22 protein-coding genes and 2 pseudogenes are annotated in these 25,872 nt (G+C 46.0%); 7 read left to right on the top strand and 17 right to left on the bottom strand.

The annotated features are described in order from the left end of the window. Window positions 1-15: 15 nt before the first annotated feature. The 5 genes from AC0OMU_RS00620 to yfmT all read right to left on the bottom strand — a co-directional run bounded on the left by AC0OMU_RS00620 (window position 16) and on the right by yfmT (window position 5,486). Window positions 16-438: a MerR family transcriptional regulator gene (locus tag AC0OMU_RS00620; protein ID WP_014476107.1), complete on the bottom strand. Its 423-nt coding sequence runs from the start codon at window positions 436-438 to the stop codon at window positions 16-18. Between the two features lie 124 nt (window positions 439-562). Next, a complete protein-coding gene (locus tag AC0OMU_RS00615) occupies window positions 563-1,009 on the bottom strand; it encodes a YfmQ family protein (RefSeq protein WP_003243426.1) in 447 nt (148 codons plus the stop codon). A gap of 122 nt (window positions 1,010-1,131) precedes the next feature. Beyond that, a complete protein-coding gene (locus AC0OMU_RS00610; protein WP_474240828.1) occupies window positions 1,132-3,021 on the bottom strand; it encodes an ABC-F family ATP-binding cassette domain-containing protein in 1,890 nt (629 codons plus the stop codon). A 133-nt stretch (window positions 3,022-3,154) separates the two neighbouring features. Continuing rightward, window positions 3,155-3,559, bottom strand: a complete 405-nt coding sequence (locus AC0OMU_RS00605) for a methyl-accepting chemotaxis protein (protein ID WP_369888597.1) — start codon at window positions 3,557-3,559, stop codon at window positions 3,155-3,157. 469 nt (window positions 3,560-4,028) lie between these two features. After that, on the bottom strand, window positions 4,029-5,486 hold the full coding sequence (gene yfmT / locus AC0OMU_RS00600; RefSeq protein WP_015482939.1) for a benzaldehyde dehydrogenase: 1,458 nt from the start codon (window positions 5,484-5,486) through the stop codon (window positions 4,029-4,031). 249 nt (window positions 5,487-5,735) lie between these two features. Here yfmT and AC0OMU_RS00595 point away from each other — a divergent pair, with 249 nt between their 5' ends. From AC0OMU_RS00595 to AC0OMU_RS00585, 3 genes are all read left to right on the top strand, one after another. Continuing rightward, window positions 5,736-7,121, top strand: a complete 1,386-nt coding sequence (locus AC0OMU_RS00595) for an amino acid permease (RefSeq protein ID WP_003233771.1) — start codon at window positions 5,736-5,738, stop codon at window positions 7,119-7,121. A gap of 91 nt (window positions 7,122-7,212) precedes the next feature. Beyond that, a complete protein-coding gene (locus AC0OMU_RS00590; protein WP_474240827.1) occupies window positions 7,213-7,920 on the top strand; it encodes a YjjG family noncanonical pyrimidine nucleotidase in 708 nt (235 codons plus the stop codon). 111 nt (window positions 7,921-8,031) lie between these two features. Continuing rightward, entirely contained in the window at window positions 8,032-9,261 is a 1,230-nt protein-coding gene (locus AC0OMU_RS00585) for an MFS transporter (RefSeq protein ID WP_474240826.1), read from the top strand. 29 nt (window positions 9,262-9,290) lie between these two features. On the opposite strand, the gene AC0OMU_RS00580 is transcribed toward AC0OMU_RS00585, so the two are convergent. The 7 genes and pseudogenes from AC0OMU_RS00580 to cypD all read right to left on the bottom strand — a co-directional run bounded on the left by AC0OMU_RS00580 (window position 9,291) and on the right by cypD (window position 19,897). Then, window positions 9,291-10,226: a hypothetical protein gene (locus AC0OMU_RS00580; RefSeq protein ID WP_474240825.1), complete on the bottom strand. Its 936-nt coding sequence runs from the start codon at window positions 10,224-10,226 to the stop codon at window positions 9,291-9,293. Then, on the bottom strand, window positions 10,227-11,405 hold the full coding sequence (locus AC0OMU_RS00575) for a glycosyltransferase family 2 protein (RefSeq protein WP_015383062.1): 1,179 nt from the start codon (window positions 11,403-11,405) through the stop codon (window positions 10,227-10,229). Between the two features lie 28 nt (window positions 11,406-11,433). Next, the gene (locus AC0OMU_RS00570) at window positions 11,434-12,345 is read right to left on the bottom strand and encodes a putative nucleotide-diphospho-sugar transferase (RefSeq protein WP_017695588.1); all 912 of its coding nucleotides are present in this window, start codon (window positions 12,343-12,345) and stop codon (window positions 11,434-11,436) included. Between the two features lie 23 nt (window positions 12,346-12,368). Further along, window positions 12,369-13,337: a GDP-mannose 4,6-dehydratase gene (locus tag AC0OMU_RS00565; RefSeq protein WP_367148001.1), complete on the bottom strand. Its 969-nt coding sequence runs from the start codon at window positions 13,335-13,337 to the stop codon at window positions 12,369-12,371. A gap of 6 nt (window positions 13,338-13,343) precedes the next feature. After that, the gene (locus tag AC0OMU_RS00560) at window positions 13,344-14,108 is read right to left on the bottom strand and encodes a glucose-1-phosphate cytidylyltransferase (RefSeq protein WP_070548693.1); all 765 of its coding nucleotides are present in this window, start codon (window positions 14,106-14,108) and stop codon (window positions 13,344-13,346) included. A 236-nt stretch (window positions 14,109-14,344) separates the two neighbouring features. Then, window positions 14,345-16,264, bottom strand: coding sequence for a lipoteichoic acid synthase LtaS1 (ltaS1, locus tag AC0OMU_RS00555; protein WP_003243930.1), 1,920 nt, complete (start codon window positions 16,262-16,264; stop codon window positions 14,345-14,347). Between the two features lie 446 nt (window positions 16,265-16,710). Next, window positions 16,711-19,897 (bottom strand): annotated as a pseudogene (gene cypD / locus AC0OMU_RS00550) (bifunctional P-450/NADPH--P450 reductase). A gap of 149 nt (window positions 19,898-20,046) precedes the next feature. Here cypD and AC0OMU_RS00545 point away from each other — a divergent pair. Continuing rightward, window positions 20,047-21,117: a DUF3900 domain-containing protein gene (locus tag AC0OMU_RS00545; protein ID WP_015383057.1), complete on the top strand. Its 1,071-nt coding sequence runs from the start codon at window positions 20,047-20,049 to the stop codon at window positions 21,115-21,117. Window positions 21,118-21,151: 34 nt separating this feature from the next. On the opposite strand, the pseudogene AC0OMU_RS00540 reads toward AC0OMU_RS00545, so the two are convergent. The 4 genes and pseudogenes from AC0OMU_RS00540 to AC0OMU_RS00525 form a co-directional block, all read right to left on the bottom strand. Further along, a pseudogene (locus AC0OMU_RS00540) lies at window positions 21,152-21,490 on the bottom strand (FAD-dependent monooxygenase); the annotation flags it as partial. A 68-nt stretch (window positions 21,491-21,558) separates the two neighbouring features. Beyond that, window positions 21,559-22,203, bottom strand: coding sequence for a Bax inhibitor-1/YccA family protein (locus AC0OMU_RS00535; protein ID WP_003244397.1), 645 nt, complete (start codon window positions 22,201-22,203; stop codon window positions 21,559-21,561). A gap of 109 nt (window positions 22,204-22,312) precedes the next feature. Beyond that, on the bottom strand, window positions 22,313-22,480 hold the full coding sequence (locus AC0OMU_RS00530) for a YezD family protein (RefSeq protein ID WP_003244522.1): 168 nt from the start codon (window positions 22,478-22,480) through the stop codon (window positions 22,313-22,315). Window positions 22,481-22,633: 153 nt separating this feature from the next. Next, window positions 22,634-23,506, bottom strand: coding sequence for an STAS domain-containing protein (locus AC0OMU_RS00525; RefSeq protein WP_015482933.1), 873 nt, complete (start codon window positions 23,504-23,506; stop codon window positions 22,634-22,636). Window positions 23,507-23,703: 197 nt separating this feature from the next. Here AC0OMU_RS00525 and AC0OMU_RS00520 point away from each other — a divergent pair, with 197 nt between their 5' ends. The 3 genes from AC0OMU_RS00520 to hmoA all read left to right on the top strand — a co-directional run bounded on the left by AC0OMU_RS00520 (window position 23,704) and on the right by hmoA (window position 25,073). Next, entirely contained in the window at window positions 23,704-24,189 is a 486-nt protein-coding gene (locus AC0OMU_RS00520; protein ID WP_047182252.1) for a hypothetical protein, read from the top strand. 91 nt (window positions 24,190-24,280) lie between these two features. Next, entirely contained in the window at window positions 24,281-24,643 is a 363-nt protein-coding gene (locus AC0OMU_RS00515) for a VOC family protein (RefSeq protein ID WP_003233803.1), read from the top strand. Window positions 24,644-24,746: 103 nt separating this feature from the next. Further along, window positions 24,747-25,073, top strand: coding sequence for a heme-degrading oxygenase HmoA (gene hmoA, locus AC0OMU_RS00510; RefSeq protein ID WP_003243958.1), 327 nt, complete (start codon window positions 24,747-24,749; stop codon window positions 25,071-25,073). 36 nt (window positions 25,074-25,109) lie between these two features. On the opposite strand, the gene AC0OMU_RS00505 is transcribed toward hmoA, so the two are convergent. After that, on the bottom strand, window positions 25,110-25,805 hold the full coding sequence (locus AC0OMU_RS00505; RefSeq protein ID WP_032726686.1) for a DUF421 domain-containing protein: 696 nt from the start codon (window positions 25,803-25,805) through the stop codon (window positions 25,110-25,112). Window positions 25,806-25,872: the final 67 nt, after the last annotated feature.

The raw sequence follows: 25,872 nt of genomic DNA, 5'->3' as shown, positions 1-25,872 counted from the left end.
GCGTTTGGCAAATTTTCATTCGATTGATTGAATGGCGCGTTCCGCTTTATTTTTCATGCCTTGCAGGCGTTCTTTAAAGCTTTGGAATGTGCGGATTTTCTCATCAATCAAATCCAGCTGGTGATTCAGGGTTTCCTGAATTTCCTCCAGTTTTTCTTTCCGTTCCTTAGGATCCAGTGACAACAAATACCCCTCTTTGTTTAACTCTAGCTGGCGGCTGGTTTCCATGAAATGCTGAAGCTCCTGAAGGGAAAAACCGAGCACCTCTTTTGTGCTGATGACTTTCTCAAGCTCCTCCATATCATCCTCTGAATAAAGCCTTACACCGCCGTCTGTCCGTTTCGGCGCCGGAATCAAGCCGATTTCTTCATAAAACCGGATGGTCCGCTTTGTCAGTCCGCTTCTTTTGGCCACTTGATCAATCTTCATCCATTCCAAGGTAAATCCCCCTTCGCCGTTTCTGTTACCATTATACACCTTTTGAACCTTAACGTAAACGTTAAGTTTTAAAAAGCAATAAAAAAGACGAGTAGCATAAAGCACCCGTCTTTCACTTTCCTGTTTAAGCTAAACTTCCCGCCACTGACAGAGACTCTTTTTGAAGGCTTTCAGAAAGCACTCGATACGCGATCACTTTCTTCTTGTACTGTTTCACGACGTCGATATGGTCGTCGTAGCGGTACACGAACAGCTTCACGTCTTTTTTTCCTTTTTTTGTATCTATCACCAGCGGCGTGCCGCCGTTTTCCGGATGTAAATAACGCTCTTCATCACCTGGATAGATATAATATTTTTCCAGGAAGATAGCTTCGTTAAATTGATCAATCACTTTCTGCTTCTCTGCACCCTCGAGGCGTTTTCCATCTAGAGAGAGACTCGCATTTTCGTCACTCAGCTTGGCGTGCACTTCAAATTTGCCGAGCAGCCATTCTATGACGCCTGTAGGAAGACAGGTTAATACGATTTTCACCAGACTCATGAGAATTAACATCACGATCGCCCATGTCATACTTCATCATCTCCGTTAGTTTTCCATGTGCCGCTGACACACAATTTTATCCTAACATAAGCAGGCCGGTTCGTTTTTGTCCATTATGTGAAAAAAAGCGCGGCCTGCTGCGGCCACGCTTTTTAGCTTTCCAGCTCTTCTATCATGAGGGACAATTCTGTCCAGCGGTCCATCGCAGCCTCAAGCTCTTCCGCAGTTTTCGCCTGCTCGGCCATCAGCTCTTGGATTTTGCCAAAATCACTGCCTGCTGCGGCGATGTCAGCTTCGAGCTGTTCATGCTTTTCTTCCAGCTGGGCAATTTTATCTTCGATGCCGTCCCATTCAAGCTGATCTTTGTAAGAAAGCTTTTTCCGTTTTTTCTTCGGCTCAGCTTCGGCCGGTTTTTCCTCAGCTGCCTGTTTTGGGGCCGCTTTTTTCGCTTTTGACTCCTCCATATAGTCGCTGTAGGAGCCTTGGAAGCGGGAAATGACGCCATTTCCTTCAAACACAATCAAACGGTCGACGACGCGGTCAAGGAAATAGCGGTCATGGGATACGGTGATGACGACGCCTGGGAACTGGTCAATATAATCCTCAAGAACGCTTAATGTTTCAGTATCCAAATCGTTCGTCGGTTCATCGAGAAACAGGACATTCGGCTCCTGCATGAGAACCTGAAGCAAGTATAAACGGCGCTTTTCCCCGCCGGACAGCTTGCGGATATACGTCTGCTGCATCGAACGCGGGAAGAGGAAACGCTCGAGCATTTGTTCAGCTGTAATCATATCGCCATCTGCCGTTTTTACGACCTCCGCCGTTTCTTTTATATAGTCAATGACCTTTAACTCACCGTTCATTTCACTATGATCCTGAGTATAGTAGCCGATTCTGACCGTCTGTCCGATCGTAATATCGCCTCCGTCCGGCGTATGACGGCCGGCAAGGGCATTTAACAGCGTTGTTTTCCCGATGCCGTTCGGCCCGATGATCCCGATCCGTTCACCTGGTATGACAAGTTCATTAAAACGGTCGACGAGCATGCGGCCGTCATAAGCGATCATGACGTTCTCCGCTTCAATAACCTGTTTTCCGAGACGGTGCGAGCCAATGGCAAAATCGAGTGAACCTGATGACTGAGGACCTTTTTGCTCTTTAAGCGACTCTACCCGGTCAATTCTCGCCTTTTGTTTTGTGGAGCGGGCTTTCGCTCCTCGTCTGAGCCAGGCCAGCTCGCGGCGCAGCAGGTTTTGCCGCTTCGTTTCCTTTTGCTCAGCCTGCGCTTCCCGTTCCGCGCGTTTTTCTAAAAACACTTCATAGTTGCCTTTGTACGTGTAGAGGCTGCCTCTTTCAAGCTCATAAATGCGGTTGGTGACACGGTTTAAGAAATATCTATCGTGCGTCACCAGCATGACGGCGCCGGGATATTGGCTTAAATACCCTTCAAGCCACTCAATCGTTTCATTATCCAAATGGTTTGTCGGCTCGTCCAAAATGAGCAGATCAGCGGGCTGAATTAAGTTTTTGGCAATGGCCACCCGTTTTTTCTGGCCGCCTGAGAGCTCATTGACCGGTTTTGTTACGTCGTTGACGCCCAGCTTAGACAATACGGTTTTTGCCAAGGTGTTTGCATCCCATGCATTGTTTGCGTCCATTTTCGCTTGTGCTGCCAGCAGGTGTTTCTGGCGCTGTTCATTTTCGGGATCTTTCCCCAGTTCATACAGCGCTTCTTCATATTCACGCAAGGTTTTCATCACAGCCGATTCACCGGAATAGATATGCTCCAGCACTGTTTGCCCCGCAGGCAGCTCCGGGTCTTGATGAAGAAATTCGACCTGCACGCTTCCGGATTTCGTGATTTCTCCTTCTTCGATAGATTCCAAGCCGGCAATCACTTTCAGCAGCGTTGATTTGCCTGTTCCGTTTGGCCCGATTAATCCGATTCTCTCATTCTCTTCAATATGAAAGGAGATATGGTCAAATAATGTTTTATCTCCGTATGTTTTATAAAGATTTTCCGCTTTTAATATGCTCATGTTTCCTATCAATCCTCACGTAAGTTCATGTGTACATTTTAAATCAGCCGCTGGAATAAAACTAGTAAAACGTCAGACAAATTTCATGGAAATGCAGGATAGAAAAAGACCAGGGACATTTGTCCCCGGTCTCTTACTCTTCCTCAAGCGCTTTTTCAGCCATTTTTGCAAGATGCTGCGCGCTTCCTGAAATCTCCTGCATCGTGGCGGAAATTTGTTCAACGGCAGCGGCTTGTCCGTCTGTATGCTGATTAATCGACTCAATGGATTCCTCCAGCCCTTTCAGCAGGCTGTGGATTTTTTTCGTAATCTGGTCAATTTGACCGACATTTTCTTTTGAATGCGTCGCTAGCTTTCTGATCTCATCTGCGACGACAGAGAATCCTTTTCCGGACTCCCCTGCTCTTGCCGCTTCGATCGCGGCATTCAAGCCGAGCAGATTGCTTTGGTCCGAGATGCCTTTAACAGTTACTGAAATATCGGCGATTTCACCGGCGCTTTCGCTTACTTTTTTCGCCTGAGAGGAAATGCCCGACATTTGAGTTGAAAACCCGTTAATTGATTCAGAAATGTCGGAAATAGCCGCGGCTGTTTGTTCAACGACAGCAGATAAGCTTTCCGCCACATCATGCAGCTTTGACGACTCCTCAAGGCTCGTTCCGAGGCCGACGCCTCCAATGACTCTTCCATTCTCGTCGTGCAGCGGGATGGCACGCGCGATCAATGGGAAGCCGAACAATTCTTTCGGAACCATGCTCGTCTTCTTCTGATTGCTGCGGATGGCATCTGTGATGATATCCCCTTCCTGCAGCGGATCGCCGGCTTTTACGTTCAGCGAAAAGGTTTTGGCCGGTATATTCACGAGCAGTTTTTCCGTATCATAAATGCCGATTGTAATATCATCCTGAACCAGGCTGTTTAAATAAGGGGCTACTTTGATAAATGCGTCCAGAATATCTGCGGTTTCTTTTTCCGTATTTATGGTCAATTCCATTCACTCCTTTTCATTAATAAGGGAAGCTGCGTTTTTCGTGCTGGACCGAGATCCATTTCAGCGTTGTAAATTCTTCGAGGCTCCACTCACCGTTTAAACGGCCGAGGCCTGATTGCTTTTCACCGCCGAAGGCTACATTCGGTTCATCATTGATGGTCGTGTCATTGACGTGAATCATGCCTGTTTCAATGCGTTTCGCAAAAGCCACGCCGCGCTCAAGATTTGACGTATGAACGGCACCGCTCAAGCCAAACGGGGTTTCGTTTGCGATATCCACCGCTTCGTCTTCTGAATCAAACTTCATAAAGGAGACGACTGGTCCGAACAGCTCTTCCTTGGCAATGCTCATGAACGGTTTGACGTCTTTTAAGATCGTCGGTTCCACGATCGTCCCATTAAATCCGCCAAGCTTCACTGGTACAGCGCCTTCTTCAATTGCTTGCTCAACAGTCTTCATCAGCCCGTCCGTCTGTCTGCTGTTGATTAATGGCCCGATAATCGTATCAGGATCCATTGGGTCGCCGACTTTCAGCGATTCCACTTTTGCCTGGTACAGCTCAAGGAACTTGTCATAAATAGAAGAATGAACAAGCACGCGGTTGGCTGACATGCAAATCTGTCCTTGATGTGTAAATCGGCTGAACACCGCCGCATTGACCGCATATTCTATATCTGCATCCTCAAGTACGATGAAGGCGCTGTTCCCGCCAAGCTCAAGAAGCGGCTTTTTAAAATGCTTCATCGCAAGCTGTCCGATGTAGCTGCCGACTTTCGTAGAACCGGTAAATGAGATGATCCGCGGCACTGGATGCTCAACGAAGCTGTCGCCGATTTCAGCAATGTCTGTGACAACAACATTCAGCAGTCCCTCTGGAATTCCCGCGTTCTCAAAAATTTTCGCAATCAGCGTTCCGCCGCAAATCGGCGTTTCCTCATGCGGCTTTAGCACAACGCCATTGCCGGCTCCGAGTGCAGGCGCCACTGATTTCATAGATAAAAAGAATGGGAAGTTAAACGGACTGATGACACCGACAACGCCTGCCGGCACGCGATATAATCTGTTTTCCTTGCCATCTATTGTGGACGGAAGAATTTTCCCCTCCATGCGGATTGGGAACGTTGCCGCTTCTTTCATGATGTTTTTGACAAGTCCGATTTCAAAAGCCGCTTTGAGCCTTGTACCGCCTAGCTCCTCCATAATCAAATAAATAATGGCTTCTTCATTTTCTTCAATATACGTGACGGCTTTTTCTAAAATGGTTCTTTTCTCAAACGGGTTGACCGCATCCCATTTTTTCTTTGCCAGCGCCGCTGCCCGATACGCTTCATCTACATCGTCAGCAGTCGCTTTACGGAATGTTGTGAATGTTTTTTGAGTATAAGGATTTTTGTTTTCCAATACATTTGGGCTGCTGCCCTCCTGCCATTTCCCGCCGATAAACTGTTTATTCAACTCTTCATATTGAAACATGGTCAGCATCTCCTTTATAACCGCAAATCAAAATATGGGCGAATCTATTTTTTCTATCGGTTCATCTTGCATAAAATTGAATATACGATTAGTAAAAATTACTATCCTATGATACGACAACGCTGTTTCGCTTCTATCATTTAAAGCAGAAAAATATTTTATTGACTGCGTCAAATTTCGACAATATAATACAACAAGAACTGTATATAATGATTAGAATATTTTGAATATTTTCAGGAGGAACTTTTGATGAGTTCATTATTTAGAAAAAAACCGCTTGAAACATTGAGTGCGCAGAGCAAGTCAAAAAGCCTTGCCCGTACGTTAAGCGCATTTGATTTAACCTTGCTCGGTATCGGTTGTGTCATCGGTACAGGGATTTTTGTCATTACAGGAACAGTGGCAGCGACCGGTGCAGGTCCCGCCCTCATCATATCGTTTATTTTAGCGGGGCTCGCCTGTGCGCTGGCTGCTTTCTGTTATGCTGAGTTTTCGTCTTCCATTCCGATTTCGGGAAGCGTGTACTCATACTCATACGTGACACTTGGAGAGCTGCTCGCCTTTTTGATCGGATGGGATCTCATGCTTGAATATGTCATTGCACTGTCAGCGGTTGCCACCGGCTGGTCTTCATACTTTCAATCACTGCTTGCCGGCTTCAATCTTCATATTCCGGCTGCACTGACAGGAGCGCCGGGAAGCACGGCGGGCGCCGTATTTAATCTTCCGGCTGCGGTGATCATTCTCCTCATCACTGCGATTGTCAGCAGAGGCGTCAAGGAAAGCACACGCTTTAACAACGTCATCGTACTGATGAAAATCGCGATCATTTTATTGTTCATTATTGTCGGTATCGGCTATGTGAAACCGGACAACTGGTCTCCTTTTATGCCATTCGGGATGAAAGGCGTCATTCTTAGCGCTGCCACTGTATTCTTCGCGTATCTTGGGTTTGACGCGGTTTCTAACGCCTCAGAGGAAGTAAAAAATCCGCAAAAAAACATGCCCGTCGGCATTATTTCAGCTCTAGCCGTCTGTACGGTTCTGTACATCGCGGTATCGCTTGTGCTGACAGGCATGATGCCTTATGCCAAATTGAATGTCGGAGATCCTGTATCCTTTGCGCTGAAATTTGTCGGACAGGACGCTGTTGCCGGAATTATTTCTGTCGGTGCGATTATCGGGATTACGACGGTGATGCTCGCTTTGCTGTACGCTCAGGTTCGTTTGACATTTGCCATGAGCAGAGACGGCCTTCTGCCTGGATTGTTCGCAAAGGTTCATCCGTCATTTAAAACCCCGTTCCGCAACACGTGGCTGACAGGGATCGTTGCAGCGGGAATCGCCGGCTTTATTAACCTCGGAACGCTGGCCCACCTGGTGAACATGGGAACACTTGCCGCGTTTACGGTCATATCTATTGCTGTCATTGTGCTAAGAAAGAAACATCCTGAAATCAAAGCGTCCTTCAGAGTGCCGTTCGTTCCGGTTGTGCCGATTATCAGCGCAGGCATCTGCCTTTGGTTCATGTACAGCCTTCCCGGCGTCACATGGCTTTCATTTGTCATCTGGATCGCTGTCGGAACGCTGGTTTATTTCCTATATTCGAGAAAACACAGCTTATTAAACAAATAATCTCTTTTTAGCCGGCGGTGCCTCACCCGCCGGCTTTTTCCTTTTTTTATGTGCTATACTTTGAGTACGCATGAGAAAGGGAGACACACAGATGAAACAATACCGCACTTTATTATTTGATGTAGATGATACCATCCTTGATTTTCAAGCGGCAGAAGCTTTAGCCCTGCGTTTGCTGTTTGAAAATCAGAACATTCCTTTAACAAATGACATGAAGGCGCAGTATAAAACCATCAATCAAGGTCTCTGGAGAGCCTTTGAAGAAGGTAAGATGACACGGGATGAAGTCGTAAACACGCGTTTTTCCGCTTTGCTCAAGGAGTACGGTTACAAAGCAGACGGCGCTTTGCTTGAGCAAAAATACCGCCGCTTTCTTGAAGAAGGACATCAGCTTATTGACGGTGCATTTGATCTCATCTCAAATCTGCAGCAACAGTATGATTTGTACATCGTGACAAACGGTGTGTCTAACACACAATATAAGCGTCTCCGTGATTCAGGATTATTTCCATTCTTCAAGGACATTTTCGTTTCTGAAGACACAGGCTTCCAAAAGCCAATGAAGGAATATTTCGATTACGTGTTTGAACGGATTCCTCAATTTTCAGCAGAGCACACATTAATCATCGGGGATTCACTAACTGCTGATATCAAAGGCGGACAGCTCGCCGGGCTTGATACTTGCTGGATGAACCCTGACATGAAGCCGAATGTGCCAGAGATCATACCAACCTATGAGATTCGTAAGCTTGAAGAGCTATATCACATTTTGAATATCGAAAATACCGTCAGCTGCTAATCAGGCTGACGGTATTTCTTTTATAAGAGTCTTTTTTCCTCTTGATAAATTCTTCACCTTATGAATAATATGGTGGTATGCTTTGGTTATATATGTAAGGAGGAGACTCAATTGGCTATCGCCGCCCCGGTAAAAGAAAAAACAATTCAAAAACCAGGCACCACGGTGTATCCGATTTTGATTATTATCGGAATTTGCCATATGCTCAACGATTCGCTTCAAGCTGTGATTCCGGCCATGTTCCCTATTTTGGAACGCTCCATGAGCCTGACGTTTACACAGCTTGGCATCATCGCTTTCACATTAAACATGGTGTCATCCGTCATGCAGCCTGTTGTCGGCTGGTATACCGATAAACGGCCGCGGCCGTATGCGCTGCCAGTCGGTTTGACCGCCAGCATGCTTGGCATTTTGGGCCTTGCATTTGCCCCGTCATTCATAACGATCCTATGCTGTGTGTTTTTCATTGGATTAGGCTCGGCCATTTTCCATCCGGAGGGCTCCCGTGTGGCGTATATGGCCGCCGGCACAAAACGCGGGCTCGCCCAGTCGATTTATCAGGTGGGCGGAAACTCAGGCCAGGCGATGGCCCCGCTGATCACCGCGCTGATCCTTGTGCCGCTCGGGCAATTCGGCGCTGTTTGGTTCACGCTTGTCGCCGCGCTTGCTGTTATGTTTCTCATGTATATCGCGAAATGGTACGCCTCACGTCTCGGCAGCCTTGCCCAGAAATCAGGCAAGCAAAAGAAAACGGCTGAAAACACGGCCATCACCAAATCTGTTGTATCTGCTCTTATTATTATTATATTTCTCATTTTTGCTCGTTCTTGGTATACGAGTGCGATCGGTAACTTTTACACGTTTTACGCGATGGATACCTATCACGTAAGCATTCAGCAGGCACAAAGCTATATTTTTGTCTTCTTGCTGTTCGGCGCAATCGGCACGTTTCTCGGCGGCCCGCTTGCAGACCGTTTTGGAAAACGCTTCGTTATCCTCGGTTCGCTGTTATGCTCGGCGCCGCTGGCGATTGTGCTGCCATTTGCCGGCCCGGTTCTCGCCTATGGCGTGCTCGCATTGATTGGCTTGGTTCTGATGTCGAGCTTTTCTGTAACGGTCGTCTACGCACAGGAGCTAGTTCCTGGAAAAATCGGCACAATGTCCGGTTTAACCGTCGGGCTTGCCTTCGGGATGGGCGCAATCGGCGCTGTGGCGCTGGGCGCTCTGATTGATGCAGCGGGACTGACCCCGACGATGATCGCCATTGCCTTTCTCCCTGTCCTCGGCATCCTTGCCTTCCTATTGCCGAGTGACCAGAAGCTGAGAGAATGGCATAGCTGAAAAAACCCCTGCCAGGCGGCAGGGGGTTTTTAATCCAGCTGGATAAAATGAGTGTCAGGCACTGCATGCTTCGGGATAAAGCCATCCGCAAAGCCCGGAAACGCCGACTGTATTTCATCAATCCATCTTTTCAGATTTAATATATACGGCATATAAATCATCTCAATTGTCGCTTCGTCTTCAATCCGGTAGTACCAGCAAAGATTAAACTCTTTTTCTGTCACCAGTGTAAACCCAGAGAAATGATAGAAAATCAGCGGCGTTTCATCTATATACACGCGGCCGTCCTTTTGCCCGACCTTATAGTTTTCGATATTCCAAAGCGCTGTATTGGCTCCTATTGATTTGACAACATGAACACCTTTAAACTGCGCCGGCCATTTCTCCACATATCTTTGATCACCATATGTCTTTCGTTCCGTATCCATTTCGACCGTGCAAAATTCAATACAGTCCTGTCTCCACTGCCACACCGCTTCATATGCTTCCTTTGTATTACCGGCACCGACAAAGCCTGTATTAAAGCGTCCGGTTCGGTCGTAGTAGGACATGAAGCGCGGCGAATTACGATGATCAGTCAAATACAGAGACGCCGTTGGATTTTCTGCAAAAATACGTGCCGGATCAGAAAAGAAAAATAGATCCGTATCCATATGGGCAAAGTATTCAGCGTCATCCCACTTGCTCATCACATGAAACAAAAAGGCGGGCTTTAACGTCCAGCAATATTCATGAAACGTTCTGTTGCTTTTCGCTTTCAGCAGCTCCGGGTCTTCCATTTCATGCAGCTGCACAAAGGTTACATGCTCCCATGGAACGTGCTGAAGCAATTCATACGCTTTCCGGTCGACACACAGCACATATAAATGAAAATCATCGCAATGCTCATGGAGAGAATGAATCATAGGCATGAGCTTAAAGATATGTGTCCTTGACACTATCGTTGAAAAATGAAATGTACTCACTTATACCACATCCAATGATCTAAGATCCACGTGCAGCAAATCGTTGACAAGCGCATACAGTGCGTTGGCAAAATCGTTCACGCCTAGCTTTTTCTTCGCTTTCGGCAGAAGCTTGCGGACAGTTTGTAAATCAAAGCTTTTCGCCGTCACCCTTGGGGATTTCTTTCTCCAATCCGGATCAATGTTGCGCTCTTTAACAACATGTAGAAGCTCAAGAAACAGATTCAGCAGCATATCATATTTCTGTGATTCCAGCAGCTTTTGAATATCAGCCATGATTCTGTTCGTCATGTCAGGCGGGAACGGCCCATTAAATGCGAGATGAACGTCTAAGGAGCGGATGTTATTGTATTTATCGCACATATAGGCAATGTTTGCCCGAATATCGTCTACAGACTTACAATTGCTTGGATGTTCCTGATGAACACTGACAATATCGCGACGAAGCCTGAAGGTCAATCCGGCCTGATGAAGCCTGATCCCGAGGTCATAATCCTCAAACCCGTACCGTACAATGCCTTCGTCAAATAAACCGAGGTCAACCACATGCTTGCGTTTCACAGAGGAATTATTCGTGATAAAAAAGCGCCATGGCATATGATAGCCTTTCAAGTCATCGCCGTACTCATCTAAAATCTTCTTGAGCACGTCTATAAAGTCGGTATCGAGGTCAAAGCTTTTATCAAGAAAGCTTCCGTTTTTGATGTCCGCTTCCTCCAGCAGCTTTTGTTTGTCTTTCTTCGGCATTTCATCTGTGAGCTTTGCGAGCTGTTCCTTATGTTCTTCTTCAAACCGTTCATAATAAAAACTGTAGATCCGTTTCCAAAACAACCCGCACACGACGAGATTCTCTTCGTTCTCATGGGCTTTAATATGTTTTGCCACAAGGTCCTTTGCCGCAAGCATATCGCTGTCATGGAAAATCAGGATGTCTCCTCTGGCATTGCGAAGCGCCTGATTTCGTCCGTACGCAATGCCCCTGTTTTCTTTAATCCGTGTAAAGATCAGCGGAAAATCCGCTTGAAATGACTCAAGCATCGAGAGCGTCCCGTCCTCAGAGCCATTGTCCGCTACAATGACTTCGAATTCTTCATCGCACTCCTGCTGGTTTAATGACAGAAGGCTGTTGTAAAGGCGCTCCTTTGAATTATATGCAGGAATAATAACGCTTGCTTTCACTTCATTTTCACTTCCTGTATTTACTCATTTATTTGTTGTCATCTTTTGAAGCAAAACCGTTAAATTCAGGGTCTAACGTTTTCATGTGCTGAATGATATGCGGCAGTGTCTCTTGATACAGTTCATGCACAAACGGCAGATCTGTGCGGGTTGTTTCATGAATCTGTTTGATTTCATTGATGCTGACGATTCGGTATCCGCTGAAATGATAAAAGATCAGCGGACTGCCATCCTCCAGCACGATCCGGCCATCTTTCCAGGAAAACGTATGCTGCCCATAATTCCAATGGCCGATGTTCACGCCGGGTGTCGTAATGTCACACACATTCGGAAACAGCTCAGACATATAATCCAAATAGCCTTGATCACCGAATTTCCCTTCACCCGGTGCATTTTTGCATTCCTCAAGACAGCGTTCCTTCCACCACTCCAAGCAATCCGTGCCTGCATCATCATGCTTGAAGCTGATAAACCCGGAATTATATCTGCCTAAAAGACGCTGCAGCATGTCAATCTGCTCTTTCTCAAAAGAAGGGATTACAATATCCCCCCGTGAAAGCAGCACCGAGCAGTCCGGCTGGTTTTCAAAAATCGGCGATGGATCTGCATAGAAAAAGAGATCCCCGTCAATATACGTCACACGCTCCAGCTCAGGATTGCTGTTCAGCACAGCTTGCAGAAAGATCGGCTTCATCGTCCAGCAATACTCACTTTGATCTCTAGTTTCCTTCAGCTTCAATAGCAATTCATTTTCAAGAGCGGCCACCGGCACAAGGTTCAGCTGCTTCATCTTCAGCTTCTGTAACACGCGGTGCGTATCTTCATCCATGCAAAGTATAAAAATGGGACTGTCTTGGTCAACTTGCTCTAACGACTTAAACAAAGCGACTGCCTGATATAATCTTCCTTTTGATAAAACGGTGCAATACGCGCTGGTCACAGTCTTGTTCACCTCGTTTCACATTACTTTTTGAAGAATTCCGTATACCACTCAATCGTTTTTTCAAGTCCCTCATCAATGGTGTAGGCCGGTGTCCAATTCAGCAGCTTTCTTGCTTTTTCCGCGGATAAATATTGATGTTTGATTTCATTGCTTCCCTGATTCAGCACCTTAGGTTTCAGATTACTGTTCATTTTCTTTAATATTTTCTCTACCAGTTCAAGTACGGTCAGCTGGATCTCATTGCTGAAGTTAAAGGCCTCTCCGGCAAGATTGTTTTCTTCCATTTTTTCTGCAAGAAGCAGATAAGCCTGAACGGCGTCTTCAATATAGAAATAGTCCCGTACAAATGTGCCGTCGCTTCGGATTTCCGGCGCTTCCCCGTTCAGCACAAGCTGAATCGTCTGAGGAATGATGCGATTGAAGTTCAAATCTCCGCCGCCGTATAAGTTTCCGCAGCGCGTAATGCAGACCGGAAGCCCGTACGTGTGAAAATAGGTGTGGCTGATCAGATCTGCGCAGCTTTTTGAGACGTCGTACGGGTGCTTGCCTTGCAGCGGCATGTTTTCATCGTATGGAAGGTTTTCTTGATCGCCGTAAGCTTTATCACTTGAAGCGACAATGACCCGCTTAATTAACGGATGCTTGCGGCAGGCTTCGAGAATATTCCATGTGCCGAGGATATTCGCTTCAAAGGTAGAAATCGGGTTGCGGTTTGCCACGCCGACAATCGCTTGTGCAGCGAGATGAAAGACCGTGTCGATCTCATACTCGCCAAGCGCGCGTTCAATCACAGACAAGTCCTCAAGAGAGCCCCGCACGATGTTCATTTTCTTGATATGTTCTCCCTGATAAAGATTGGATTGAGGCACATGATCCCTGACAAGCCCCGTAACGTTTGCGCCCTGTTCGATCAGCTCTTTCACCAAATAGCTTCCTAAAAGACCTGTGCATCCCGTGACAAATACGTTTTTATTTTTCCAGAAACTCAAATCGATTCACCATACCTTCCATACTTGTTGTCCTTGATTCCACATTTTGTTGACTTCTAAGAGATTTTTATACGTATCGATGGCCGTCCAAAATCCATAATGGCGGTACACAGCAAGCTCCCCGTCTTTGGCAAGGTTCTTCAGCGGTTCATCTTCGAACATCGCGTTCCCGTCCTTCGGCAAATACTCGAAAACCTTTGGACTGAGAACGAAGAATCCGCCGTTGATGATTCCGTCACTTGATGTCTTCTCAGAAAATGTTTTCGCCATGCCGTCCTCAACTGTCAAGGTGCCAAACTGCGAGACTTTGTCAATGCCGGTGACAGTCGCGGCAGCACCTTTTGTCTGATGATAGCTGATGAGATGGAAAAGATTGATATTGGCCAGCCCGTCCCCATAGGTGAGCAGAAATGTTTCATCACCGATATAGTCTTTCGCCTGCAAGATTCTTCCGGCTGTCAGCGTATCTTCCCCAGTCTCCAAAAACGTAATTTTCCACGTTTCAGGCTGCCCCAGGATCTGTACCTCTCCCGTAGAGCTGTCGAGTGTCAGGCTGTTGTGCTTCCATTCATAGTCGAGAAAGTATTCCTTGATTTTTTCTCCTTTATAGCCCAACAGCAGAATAAACTCGTTTACTCCGTAGTACTGATAAATTTTCATAATATGCCATAGAATCGGTTTGCCGCCTATCATGGCGAGCGGTTTAGGAATGTCATTCGTGACTTCACTCATTCTCGTTCCTTTTCCGCCGCAGAGAATGACCGCTTTCATCTCTACCCCTCATCTCTATGAATATTGAGTTCGAAACCTGGTACATCTTCACAATCTATCAAGGCATTTCCCCGATAATTTGTCCGATTTCAATCCGGTTTCAAAATCTACTGTAATGATATGAGAGAAAGCCAGCCTTGGTGACCAAATGGAATCTATTTTTTCAAGTTGGTTGTATAACCAAAAAAAAGAGCCTTGAGCGAAGGCAATGCGCCCGCTCAAGGCTCTTTTTCATCTTATTTGATTTCTTTCTCCTTGCCGTAATGATAGTCTGACGGATCAACGGCTTTGAAATCATTTAGTTTATGGAACCTCAGCAAGTCTTTGTACAGGACACTGTCTGAAAGGCTCAGCTGCTGGTTCACTCTTGTTTTCAGATTCTTCGTTTCTTCATTCGCTTTCAGTTTTTCACCAGTCTTCGTATCGTAAATGATATTGTCGACTGATGTGTACTTCGGCGTTACGAAGTCTCCGTTTCTGAATGCCACTGTATCGTCGTGGTCTTTAGAGAATAAGTCAGTACCAAAGTTGATGTATTTCTGAGAATCAATTCCTTCTAAGTGCAGAAGTGTCGGCATGACGTCAATTTCGCCGCCATACGTATGGTTCACTCCGCCTTTTTTGCCAGGAACGCGGATCATCAGCGGCACACGCTGGTTCTGTGCGTTTTGATAATCTGTGATCTCTTTTCCAAGAATCTCTTTCATCGCTCGGTTATGGTTTTCAGAAATACCGTTATGGTCACCGTAAATCATGATGACTGAGTTGTCATACAGGCCGGCTTCCTTCAGCTCCTTGAAGAATTGCTCAAGCGCTTCGTCAAGGTAACGCGCTGTTTGGAAGTAGCTGTCAACTGTGTTATCGCCAGTTGTCGCTTTTTTAAGAGACGCGTCTTTTTCATCCAGGTTAAACGGATAATGGTTTGTCAAAGTAATCAAATGCGCGTAAAACGGCTGTTTAAGAGACTCAAGCTTTGGAATCGATTCTGTAAAGAACGGCTTATCCTTAAGTCCCATGTTAATCACATTTTCATCTGACATATCATACGTGCTTGCGTCGAAGAACTTGTCATATCCGATATGTTTGTAAATCTGGTCACGGTTCCAGAACGATTTGTAATCACCATGCAGGACGGCGCTTGTATAGCCTTCCTTCTGGTCTAAAATCGCAGGAAGCGACTGGTAAGTGTTTTCGCCTTTCGTCACAAACGCGGAGCCTTCAGGAAGACCGAAGATCGAGTTATCCATTGTCAGCTCGGCATCAGATGTTTTTCCCTGGCCTGTCTGATGGAAGAAGTTATCAAAATACGTCACATCTTCCCCGCCGTGCGCAAGTTTATTTAAGAAAGGCGTCACCTCTTCACCGTTTAGCTTGTAGTCAATCAGGAATGACTGGAAGCTTTCAAGGTGAATTTTAATGATATTTTTGCCTTTGGCAGAGCCGAAGTACTCGGCGTTCGGTTTCGCATAATGAGACGTCGTGTAATTCTCGACGCTTGTTAAATCATCGCTGCTTGCATAGGCCCGTTGCGTTTCTGTTTGAGCCGTCTGCACACCGTCATAAATGGTGTAGTTGTAAAGACCTAAATACTTCACGATATAATTGCGGTCAAACGTTCTTGTCAGCAGCTGCGGACGGTCTTTTTCCGCATAGTGCAGGTTGATGAAAAACAGTGCGATCCCAGAAAGGATCACTAAAGACGCAAAGCGTTTTTTCATTTTGTATTCTTTTAATTCAGGTCTCCAGATCAAAACCGCAATCAAAATGATAATATCTAAGAAATAGAAAATATCATGACCGGCCATGATACTGAAAATCCCGTCTCCCATGTTTCCAACGTTTCCGGACTGTTTAATGTTCGGGAACGTCAAGAAATCGTCAAAGAAACGATAGAATAAAATATTTGCATATAACACAAATGTCATCAAGAAATCGATAATCAGCATAATAATGGCTGATTTACGCCCTTTCGCCAGCAAAGCCAGTCCTAAAAAGAAGACGGCGCTTGAGAATGGGTTAAATATCAGGAGGATCTCCTGAGTTGTGCCTTTTACCCCAAGATTAAACTCAGTCTTGTAGGATAAATACGTTTTTGCCCAAAACAGTATAACAGCCAGCACAAAAAAGCTAAGTTTGTAAGAAAAAAGTTTCTTCATGGCAACCTCTACTTTCTTAAACACTTTAAGTTCTTCATTCATATTTACCTGCTCTTTATATCCTGCCTTCCAATTCCTTCTTTCCAAACAAAATCAAGGCATCACACAACAATAAATACACCGCGGCAAGCCGGAATATTTATGTTTCGCCCCATATCATTTTTATTACAACCATTTGGAAACCAATCACTGGACGAAAGAAACCTTCATTTCGTTTCACATTTTTTTCTCAGAAATAAAAAAAGGATTTCTTTTGTCATGTGTGCCTTTGAAAAAAGAAATAGATACCGAGTATAAGAATAACATAAACTAGCAAAAACGAAAAATAGGTTTTGCAGACAGCCCGCCCTTCCGGCGGACTGAAGTTATTGTATGCATCAATGTTTAGCGCGATCACCATTTTTTCGAAAGGACAAAAAAGACTGGATGTCTCCAGTCTTCTTTATCTATATCCCTGCCCAGACATCCTTAGCGTACATACCGGTATCCTGCAGATGTCTCAGCCAGTTTTGCACTTCTTGCTCCCCGGTGCCATGAACAGACTGATACGCCTTTTGCAGTGCCGCCTCCACATCCGGGGCCATTTTGCTGCCATCACCGCATACATAAAGCCTGCCTCCGCGGTCAAGGATCGATATTAATGTTTCTGCATGGTCAGCCATTAGATGCTGGACATACGTTTTCGGCATGCCTTCTTTGCGGGAAAAGGCTGTGTGGACAGTGACGATTCCGTCTTTTTCAAACTGCTCAAGCTCATCGCGGTATATAAAATCACGATCGTTCCTGCATCCAAAATAGAGATGAGCTTCACCGAGCGTTTTCCCCTCCCGCTTTAAAACTTCACGGGCTTGAAGGAAACCGCGGAATGGCGCTACTCCTGTGCCTGGTCCGACCATAATGATTGGAGTTTCAGGGTCTTCTGGAAGCTGAAACCGGGATTCCGGTGTGCGGATAAACATCACGACATCATCACCGGCTTTACGCTCAGCTAAATCATTTGAAGCCACGCCCCTGTATTCGCCACGGCCGCTCCACGCAGGGCCGCGCACGACACCGACTGTGATCGATGCTTGCCGCGGATTCACTCTTGGAGAGCTTGAAATTGAATAATATCTCGGTTTTAACGGACGTAAAAGCTCTAAAAATCGTTCAAACGGCATGTCACACGCTTCATACTTTTCAAGCAGATCCAGCATGGAAATTCGTTTTTTCAATATTTGCTCCTGATAAACACCCTCTGCTGACAGTTCTTCTAATTCACGCCTATGCGGCGGACACACTGTAAATGCCGCCAGTTCACGTATTTGCGCTCTTGTGGCTGCTTCCTGCACCTCGACGCTGTAGCTGAGAAGATCATGCAGGCTGACAGGACGGCCCAATGGCAGATGCCCCGCACTGCGGCCGCTTGCCGACAATGTCACTTGGTCGGTTCCCTTCAGACCGAATCTGTGGAGAATCCGGCTGACATTGGTTTGGCTGTTTTTTGGCAATACGCCAAGATGGTCGCCCTCTTGATATTCAACATCCGGCGGCAATGCAATTTCGATATGGCGAGTGCTTCGATCGCTGTCTGCAGACTGGAGTTCACGATTTTCGGCAATGGATGCGTGAGAGGCTTCGTATGATCTAGCCAGCGGAGACTCGCCCAGCCCTCTGACAAACTGAAGGCTCAGCGTGCTTCGCTCCTTATCAGCGTTTTCATTAAGCTCAAGTCCGAATGCCTTAATGGCGTCCGCCCACATGCTTTTTTTTCCACTCGTCAAGCTGCCCTTCAAAATCACCGCTGACATCACCTTCTCCGCGCGCAGAAAACCGAGTCGCGCCTTTTTCCGCAAGCTGCTCATCAATGAATCTCGGCACGTATTGATACGTGCTCGCCCAGTTGTGGTCGCCGCAGCCAAATACCGCGTAATGAACGCCCTCAAGCTCACCCGGTTTGATTTCTTGAAGCCACTGCACGAACTGTCCGGCATTGCTTGGCGGTTTTCCATTATAAGACGAGGTCACAATGACAACCGCTCCCTCTTTCGGCAGCTTTCCAATTCGGTCGTTCAGAGGTGCTGTCTCTGTCCTTACGCCGTGAAGACTGGCAGTATCAGCAAGCTCCCGGGCGACGCCTTCTGCAGTGCCGGTATCAGAGCCGTACAGTAAGAGAAGCGGGCGGTTGTTAAGACCGATGACCGATGCGCCCTTTGCTTCCGTTTTCTCCTTTTGCTCATCAGACACGGCTTTTTCAGCTGCCTGGACGTCCGCATGAATGGCTTCCTGATTACGGCTTTGAACCCTGATGTGAAAATCGCCCGGCTTAAGTGTTAAGGTTTGTTTGATATCAAGCTCATAATTCTCATGATCAATCAGTGTGAAATATTTTAGAATCATGCCCAGCACAAGTGTGGCTTCATGAAGGGCAAACTGCATGCCGATACAGGCCCGTTGGCCATTTCCGAATGGTTTGTACGCATGGTGAGGCACTTGGTCCTGATGCTCGAACCGTTCCGGCCGGAATTCTTCTGCGTCCTTTCCCCAAGCGTCTCGATCACGATGAAGCTGCGGAATCAGCACAGAAATTCTGTCTTTCGTCGTGATCGGGAATTTTCCGCCAATGACTGTGTCTTCTTTTGGATAAAGGCTGAAAGCCGGAGCTGTCGGCCATAAGCGCAGTGATTCATTTAAAATCATCCGTATGTATGTAAGCTCCAGCACTTGTTTATAGGTCGGCGCTGCATCCGTCAGCACCCGATCGACCTCTTCATACGCCTTTTTCAGTTTGTCAGGATGCTTCAATAAAAAGTAGGTCGCAAAGGAGAGCAGGCCGCTCGTTGTTTCATGGCCGGCAATCAAAAACGTAATGATCTGAAAGCGGATATTTTCGTCGTCGAGCTTTTCACCCGTTTCCGGATCTTCCACATTCAGCATGCGGGCGAGCAAATCTTTTTCATCCTGGTCTCCATTCGATCGGCGCTCTGCAATAATGCTGTCGACTAACGAAAACATCGTTTGAATATCATGGCGGAATTGCCGCTTTGTTCTGACCATAAGCTTATCTTGAACATCAAGCCGCTGCATTTGATGCATCGCTTCATCAAGCGCCCGCACCATGCTGTTGATAAACGGGTGGGGCGTTTCTCTGTAGTAACTGTTAAAGCGGTAGTTAAACCCGCATAGCCCAATGGTGTCGAGCGTCAGCCGGGTCATATCTCCCGGGACATCGACTGCTTCATTCGGATTGAGCCTGGCCCATTTTTGAATGAGCTGAACAGCGATATCGACCATTTTCTCATGATAGTCCTTCATGGCCCGCTGGCTGAACGTCGGCATCAGAATGTTGTGCGCTTTTCTCCAGTTAGGCTCATGCGTCCAGCTCGTAAACAATCCGTCACCGGAAAATGCGCGAACCTTTTCCAAGGCGCCTTCAATGCTTTTATCAAACCGTTCTTCATCACAAACCTCTTTCACCAATTCGTGGCCGGACACTACAATGGTCGTGCCCGCGGGTGTATGGATTTGAAAAATCGGGCCCTGTTCTTCCGCCAGTTTGATCAGCGAAAGCGTCGGCTTGTCTTTATCGATTAAAGGCAAATTGCCTAGCGGCCCAAACGTCTTCGGCTGAGGAATCGGGCTTGTTTCCTTCATCGAACCATTCCTTTCCGTATGAGATGCCTTCTATTTGACTACATTTCCCTTTCATGGTCATGATTATTCCGTTCTCCCAATTGACGCATGATTGCTGTTTTTTCTATACTTGAGAAGCTGTACAATACGCGAATAAGGTGAGTTTATATATGGATTTTGAAATTCGGTTTTTATCCTTTTATGTCATACAGGTGGAAGGCAAAGATGAGCAGGCGAACAAACAGTTCAAGCACTTCCAGACCCTTGATACGGGCGAATTTGAAGAAAGCGAGCTAAAGGACTTTCTCGACGGGGAACTGAAAAAAATCGTCAAACGGAAAGCAGACCGCCATCCGCAGTCCGAGCAGGTCCCGACGAAAATCGGCCATTTTATCGTCGAACCCGGCCACGAGCTCGATTCCAACCCAAACTACAACATGTTCAACCGCGCTCGTCTGGCGGAAACAAAAGAAGACTTCAATGAGCTGAGCGAGCAGTTCGTCCGCACGTACCTTGACACAAGCGCGGTTCGCGGCGGCGTGTTTCTCGTCGCTTCGGCCGTGCCGAGAAAATACTTTGACGAGTCATTTGTCTTCATTATGAAATGTGACTTTGAGCCGAAGGTCGCCCGCATCTCTGACGCGTCTTCTCTCATTAAAAAAGTCGAAATGGCGATCACGACAAAAAACATGAAAAGCATCCAATACCCGTACATGCCAGAGGAAGGAATGGTCGAGGAAGGTGAGCTAAAAATCCACCAGGCCTCACACGCCCGCTATTTTGAGGACTTTCTGAAATTCGTCGAGTACGGCGAATCGATGCCGGAAATCATGAAAAATCAGGTCATGAACATGGTACAGGAGCACGTCTACGAGACATTTGAAGACAACAGCGAAGAACTCAAGCAGTTCGAGCACGACATTGAGATTTGGGAAGCAAGCGAAAAACGGGAAATCCAAGAGCGCCTCGACACCCATCAAGTCATCGAAGCCTCCGCCCAAATCATAGAGCACACGCCAGAGGCCCAACTGAAAATGAAAGTCGGAGAAACAGAGATTAGGGGATTGCTAGCGGATTTTGGCGATTCTATTCATCTCGCAAAAGTAAACGGACGCTATGTCGCGCTGATTGAAGCCGAGACAATTTCGTTTGAGAAAGGCAGTTCACCGGTGGAGTTTTATAAGCCTGAGGGATTGCATGAGGTGATTGAGCGGATAAGGAATAAAACAGAGCAAGACTAAAAAGTCCAGAAATCACTTTCTGGACTTTTCCTATTTAATACCCTTCCCTCAACACCGCATAGCACTCCCCAATCAGTTCTTCCGCTCCCGGCTCTCCTTTCAGCCCGCGGCGGACGATTTCCGATGATAGGTTCTGGACTTTGAGCGCTCGTGGGGCTCTTCTTTTGTAGTACGCCTGTAATGCTGTTTCGTGGTCGGCGTGTTTTTGGAGTTCTTCGGCGAGGACGATGGCATCCTCGATCGCCATTGCCGCTCCTTGCGCCAGGGTCGGCGCGCCGGCGTGGGCGGCGTCTCCTCCGATGACAACGCGGCCTTTATGCCATGGCTCCTGCACGGCGACCTGCTCCAGTGTATTTAAAATGATAGGATACTCATAAACACTCCATCTGCCCTTTTTATGTATGGAAAAAAAGCGCCTATCCAATGACAGGCGCTTTTTCATTAATCATCACTGCTCAAAATGCCGAAGAAGCGGAGCAGGTTGATGAATAAGTTGATAAAGTCAAGGTACAGCGATAACGCCATAACCGGAATCAAGTCTTCCGTAATGTGGCGGTGTTTGATTTGGTTCAAATCATACAAAATGTAAAGGGAAAAGACGATGGTTCCGATCACGGAATACGCCATCATCGCCGCTGAGTTTAACGGGCTGAAAATGTTGAAAATCCCTACCACTGCGAGTGCGAGCACCGCAACCAGCAGAAACGACCACAGGAAGGATAAATCCTTCTTCATTTTTGCGCCGATTGTACCCAAGACGGCAAAAATGACAAATGTAGAACCAAAGGCTTCAAGCACGACATAGGCGCCGGCGATGGAAGCGTAATGGCTGACGATCGGAAATAAGGTAATGCCGGAAACGAACGCGAATGTATATACAAACGCATACCCGACCGCTTTTCTTCTGCGCATCCAGAAGGCCAGAATAATCATCGCCACTTCAAGAATAGAAAGCGGCAGCATCAAAGCGACAGGAACAAATTGGCCGATAAAAAGGCCGACAGTCGCGATCAGCAATGTGAAGACAAAGACTGTCAAAATGCGTTGCATGATCGATTGCTTACTCTCGTGAACCGTAGCTTGCATGTCAAAAATCCTCCTAAAAAATGATCTTAAAGGTCTATTATATAAAAATTGGATGAAATATGTATATGTTTTAAGGAGAATTTAATGAAAACAAACGCCCTTTACATTATCATTTTGATTCTTTCCTTTTCAGCGAAAAACGGTGCTTTTCTATTTTCTCAATTTGGGTAATCTGAGAATCATGAACCGTAATCTGAACGGTGCCGAAATCGAGTGTTTCCAGCGAGCTGATTATTTTTTCAATCACTTCCGGATCAATCGTTGATTTTGAAACCAAAAGACCTTCCCCCCTGTTGAATAGGTTTTAATTCACAGTATTCTTATAAGAATTATAATATTATGTTTTTTTTGATAAATCAATGGTGATTTCTGTTCAAATCAAAAAGGCATATGATCCCCGGTGACGGACAATCATATGCCTGGAAACTTCCTATTTGTTTTCTTCCAATTCCTCAACAATACAGCGGACACCCATATTTTCTAATGCCTGCTTCAGAGTGCCATACGTTTCATATTCACTAAAATCAAGCCCCAATTGAATCGATGTTTGGGCCACATCCGGGCGAATCCCTGAAAATACGGCTTTGACGCCTAATAAGAAAAGCGTTTTAGACAGGTTGTACAATTGCTGAGCCACCATAGTATCCACAATCGGAACACCCGAAAGATCAACGACGAGGCTTGTGATTTTTCTCTCGACACAGCGGACCGGCACTGTTTCTAAAATGACCTGTGCCCGTTTTGTATCAATGGAGCCGATAAGCGGCAATATCCCGATTCCATCGGCAATGGAAATAACCGGGCAGCCAAGCTCTGAGATCAATTCCTGCTGAGATGTGAGCCTCATCAGCATGAATTTTTGGTACTGCTCGGAGAATTCAATAATCAGCTTATCGAACGACTGATTCACAATGCGGTTCCATCGGTCTGCATCCTCATTTGTCACAATCTCCTGATTCTCTTTTATAAATGTGACGACTGCGTCCCAGAATGAGATTCTTGAATTGGATATGGCTTCTACGACCTCATGAACTTGAACATCCTGCTCTACCCTGTTTTTCGCAACGTTTTCCGCCCATTTTGTCATGTTTTCTTGAAAATCGGTTTGATCCTCCAGAAATGCGCTTGCGATTGTTATATTGGTAAATGTATGCTGCTCGGTTAAAAGCGTTTTCGTTGCTTCACTTAAATGGCTGGCGGAATATAGCTCGCCTTTAAGCTGGCAACGCAAACTGAACCATTTCTCAGTAATATCCGCAGTGTTGTCTATGATATATTGATATAATAATTGATCGATATTCACGGTCTGTCTCCTTTTTCGTAATAGAAGCACTTTCATTATAAAATGATAAAGCGGAATTGTGAATAAGACTAGAGAAAAATCAAATGATTCTGCTCTCTGAGTGCATTCCAGCTTCATATCCTTAGGCGAATGCACCAATAAGAGTCCGCCCGCATAAACTGCAATGTACAGTTTACAATGAGAAAGGACGTAATCACATGTATTATGTTGATCCTTATATGTTTGCGGGGCATTTTTATGAGCCTTGGCCTGCTTTTGAATATGAATACCGATATCCATGGCCTGGCATTGGCAGCGGTGCTGTTCCGGGCTCTGGCGGCGGCCCTGGCATTGGCGGCGGTGCTGTTCCAGGCTTTGGCGGCGGCGGCCCTGGCATTGGCAGCGGTGCCGTCCCAGGCTTCGGCGGTGCGCCGCAGGGACCTCCTCCTTCCCAAATACCAGCGAAACCCCCAAAACCGCAGGGGTCTCAAGGAGCCGTTTTGTTAGTTGAACCAATCACCATTCGTCCTTGCCTTTTCCGATTTACCTATGTTTGGTTAACCAATGGCCGCTCATTTTGGTTCTACCCGATCATCCTTGGCAGAAGGTCCGTCGGCGGCTTTTATTGGGATTCCTCACGGCGCCGCTGGGTTTATTTCGCCTTAGACACAAATCACATCGATGTTGTAAGCTGCTCATTTTAATAATCAGCCGGTTTCCCGGCTGATTTTTTTATGTTACTTCGGCCGTAAACAGGTTATAGTATTATTATCTTTTCAACTTGGAGGTTTCCCTATGATCAAACAAATTGGCACTGTTGCTGTATATGTCGAGGACCAGCAGAAAGCGAAGCAATTTTGGACAGAGAAGGTAGGCTTTGATATTGCAGCGGACCACCCAATGGGACCTGAAGCAAGCTGGCTGGAGGTTGCGCCAAAAGGGGCCGAGACTCGTTTAGTCATTTACCCGAAAGCCATGATGAAAGGCTCAGAGCAAATGAAGGCTTCTATTGTGTTTGAATGCGAAGACATCTTTGGTACATACGAGAAAATGAAGACAAACGGTGTAGAATTTCTCGGTGAGCCCAATCAAATGGAGTGGGGCACCTTCGTTCAATTTAAGGACGAAGACGGAAATGTGTTTTTATTGAAAGAATAAACTGTTGCGCACGGCGGTTCGATTCCGCCCTGCGCTTTCTTTGACATTGAGAATGAATTTCATTTACAATTATTCATATGTGAGAATGATTGGAGTGAGACAAATGTTTGTACAGTTGAGAAAAATGACGGTTAAAGAAGGCTTTGCAGATAAAGTCATAGAACGTTTCAGTGCTGAAGGAATCATTGAAAAACAAGAAGGTTTAATTGATGTGACAGTGCTTGAGAAAAATGTACGCCGCGGTGATGAAGAAGTTGTTGTCATGATTCGCTGGGAATCAGAGGATCACTGGAAGCAATGGGAAAAAAGCGATGCGCATATCGCCGGCCATAAAGCAAACAAAGGCAAACCAAAGCCTGACTATCTGATCAGCACTGAAGTGAGCATGTACCATGTACGTGCTGTCAAACAAGGGACATACAATCAATAAAAAGCTTGCGCCTTGCTGCAAGCTTTTTTCTAAGAGTCATGTTGATCTGCTTTGTTCGTATGTTACGGTATACAGCGGCTTATTTTTATGCCATTCTGCAAATAACACGTCTTCTGTCTTATCAATGTTCTTCTTTTTCAATTCTTGTTTCAGCCACTGTTCATCCACACCTGCTTCCTTCAAATTATCCCGCACAATCTCTCCATCTATGATTAACGTGATCGGCAGAGAAACGGACTTCGAAGGAATCTGCAAATCCTTATTTGTCGGTTTGTCAAAGTCTGATTTTGGAAGCACGCTGACCATCCCGTTTGTTTCAAGAATCGCATATTCTACTTCTTGGATCGAAAAACTCCCCGCTTGCCTCAATAGGCTTTGCAGCTGGTTAATGTCTATCTTATTTTTCTTCATTACTTTATATTGAAGCTCTCCTTTGCGGATGACGATATTCGGCTCACCCTCCAAGAACTTTCGCGATGATTTCATTTTTTGCGTGATAAATTCAATAACATAAATCAGCACGCCCCACAGCAGCGAAGCAAAAATGATTTCTTTTATTTTGATATCATGATCGTAGACGGCATTTCCGACCAATTCTCCTAAAATTAAAGCAGAAATAAAGTCAAACGGCGTAATTTGAGAAAATTGGGTTTTCCCGAGAAGCTTTAAGATAATAAATAAAATGCCTAAACCGCAGACCAATTCTACCGCAACACTTAAATAATCTCCCATATTGATAGCACCTACTTCTTGATTATACTATCAGTATGGTCAATGGTTTCTTTTCTAAACCGGAAAA

It is taken from the genome of Bacillus sp. FAU18, assembly GCF_056033885.1.
This window is presented reverse-complemented; position numbering and strand designations above follow the sequence as displayed.

What these genes read in the sequence shown, in the direction of transcription:
- AC0OMU_RS00615 (WP_003243426.1), bottom strand. Translation starts at nt 1,009, where the DNA reads ATGACATGGGCGATCGTGATGTTAATTCTCATGAGTCTGGTGAAAATC.
- AC0OMU_RS00610 (WP_474240828.1), bottom strand. Translation starts at nt 3,021, where the DNA reads ATGAGCATATTAAAAGCGGAAAATCTTTATAAAACATACGGAGATAAA.
- AC0OMU_RS00605 (WP_369888597.1), bottom strand. Translation starts at nt 3,559, where the DNA reads ATGTCGGGCATTTCCTCTCAGGCGAAAAAAGTAAGCGAAAGCGCCGGT.
- yfmT (WP_015482939.1), bottom strand. Translation starts at nt 5,486, where the DNA reads ATGTTTCAATATGAAGAGTTGAATAAACAGTTTATCGGCGGGAAATGG.
- AC0OMU_RS00595 (WP_003233771.1), top strand. Translation starts at nt 5,736, where the DNA reads ATGAGTTCATTATTTAGAAAAAAACCGCTTGAAACATTGAGTGCGCAG.
- AC0OMU_RS00590 (WP_474240827.1), top strand. Translation starts at nt 7,213, where the DNA reads ATGAAACAATACCGCACTTTATTATTTGATGTAGATGATACCATCCTT.
- AC0OMU_RS00560 (WP_070548693.1), bottom strand. Translation starts at nt 14,108, where the DNA reads ATGAAAGCGGTCATTCTCTGCGGCGGAAAAGGAACGAGAATGAGTGAA.
- ltaS1 (WP_003243930.1), bottom strand. Translation starts at nt 16,264, where the DNA reads ATGAAGAAACTTTTTTCTTACAAACTTAGCTTTTTTGTGCTGGCTGTT.
- AC0OMU_RS00545 (WP_015383057.1), top strand. Translation starts at nt 20,047, where the DNA reads ATGGATTTTGAAATTCGGTTTTTATCCTTTTATGTCATACAGGTGGAA.
- AC0OMU_RS00535 (WP_003244397.1), bottom strand. Translation starts at nt 22,203, where the DNA reads ATGCAAGCTACGGTTCACGAGAGTAAGCAATCGATCATGCAACGCATT.
- AC0OMU_RS00520 (WP_047182252.1), top strand. Translation starts at nt 23,704, where the DNA reads ATGTATTATGTTGATCCTTATATGTTTGCGGGGCATTTTTATGAGCCT.
- AC0OMU_RS00515 (WP_003233803.1), top strand. Translation starts at nt 24,281, where the DNA reads ATGATCAAACAAATTGGCACTGTTGCTGTATATGTCGAGGACCAGCAG.
- hmoA (WP_003243958.1), top strand. Translation starts at nt 24,747, where the DNA reads ATGTTTGTACAGTTGAGAAAAATGACGGTTAAAGAAGGCTTTGCAGAT.
- AC0OMU_RS00505 (WP_032726686.1), bottom strand. Translation starts at nt 25,805, where the DNA reads ATGGGAGATTATTTAAGTGTTGCGGTAGAATTGGTCTGCGGTTTAGGC.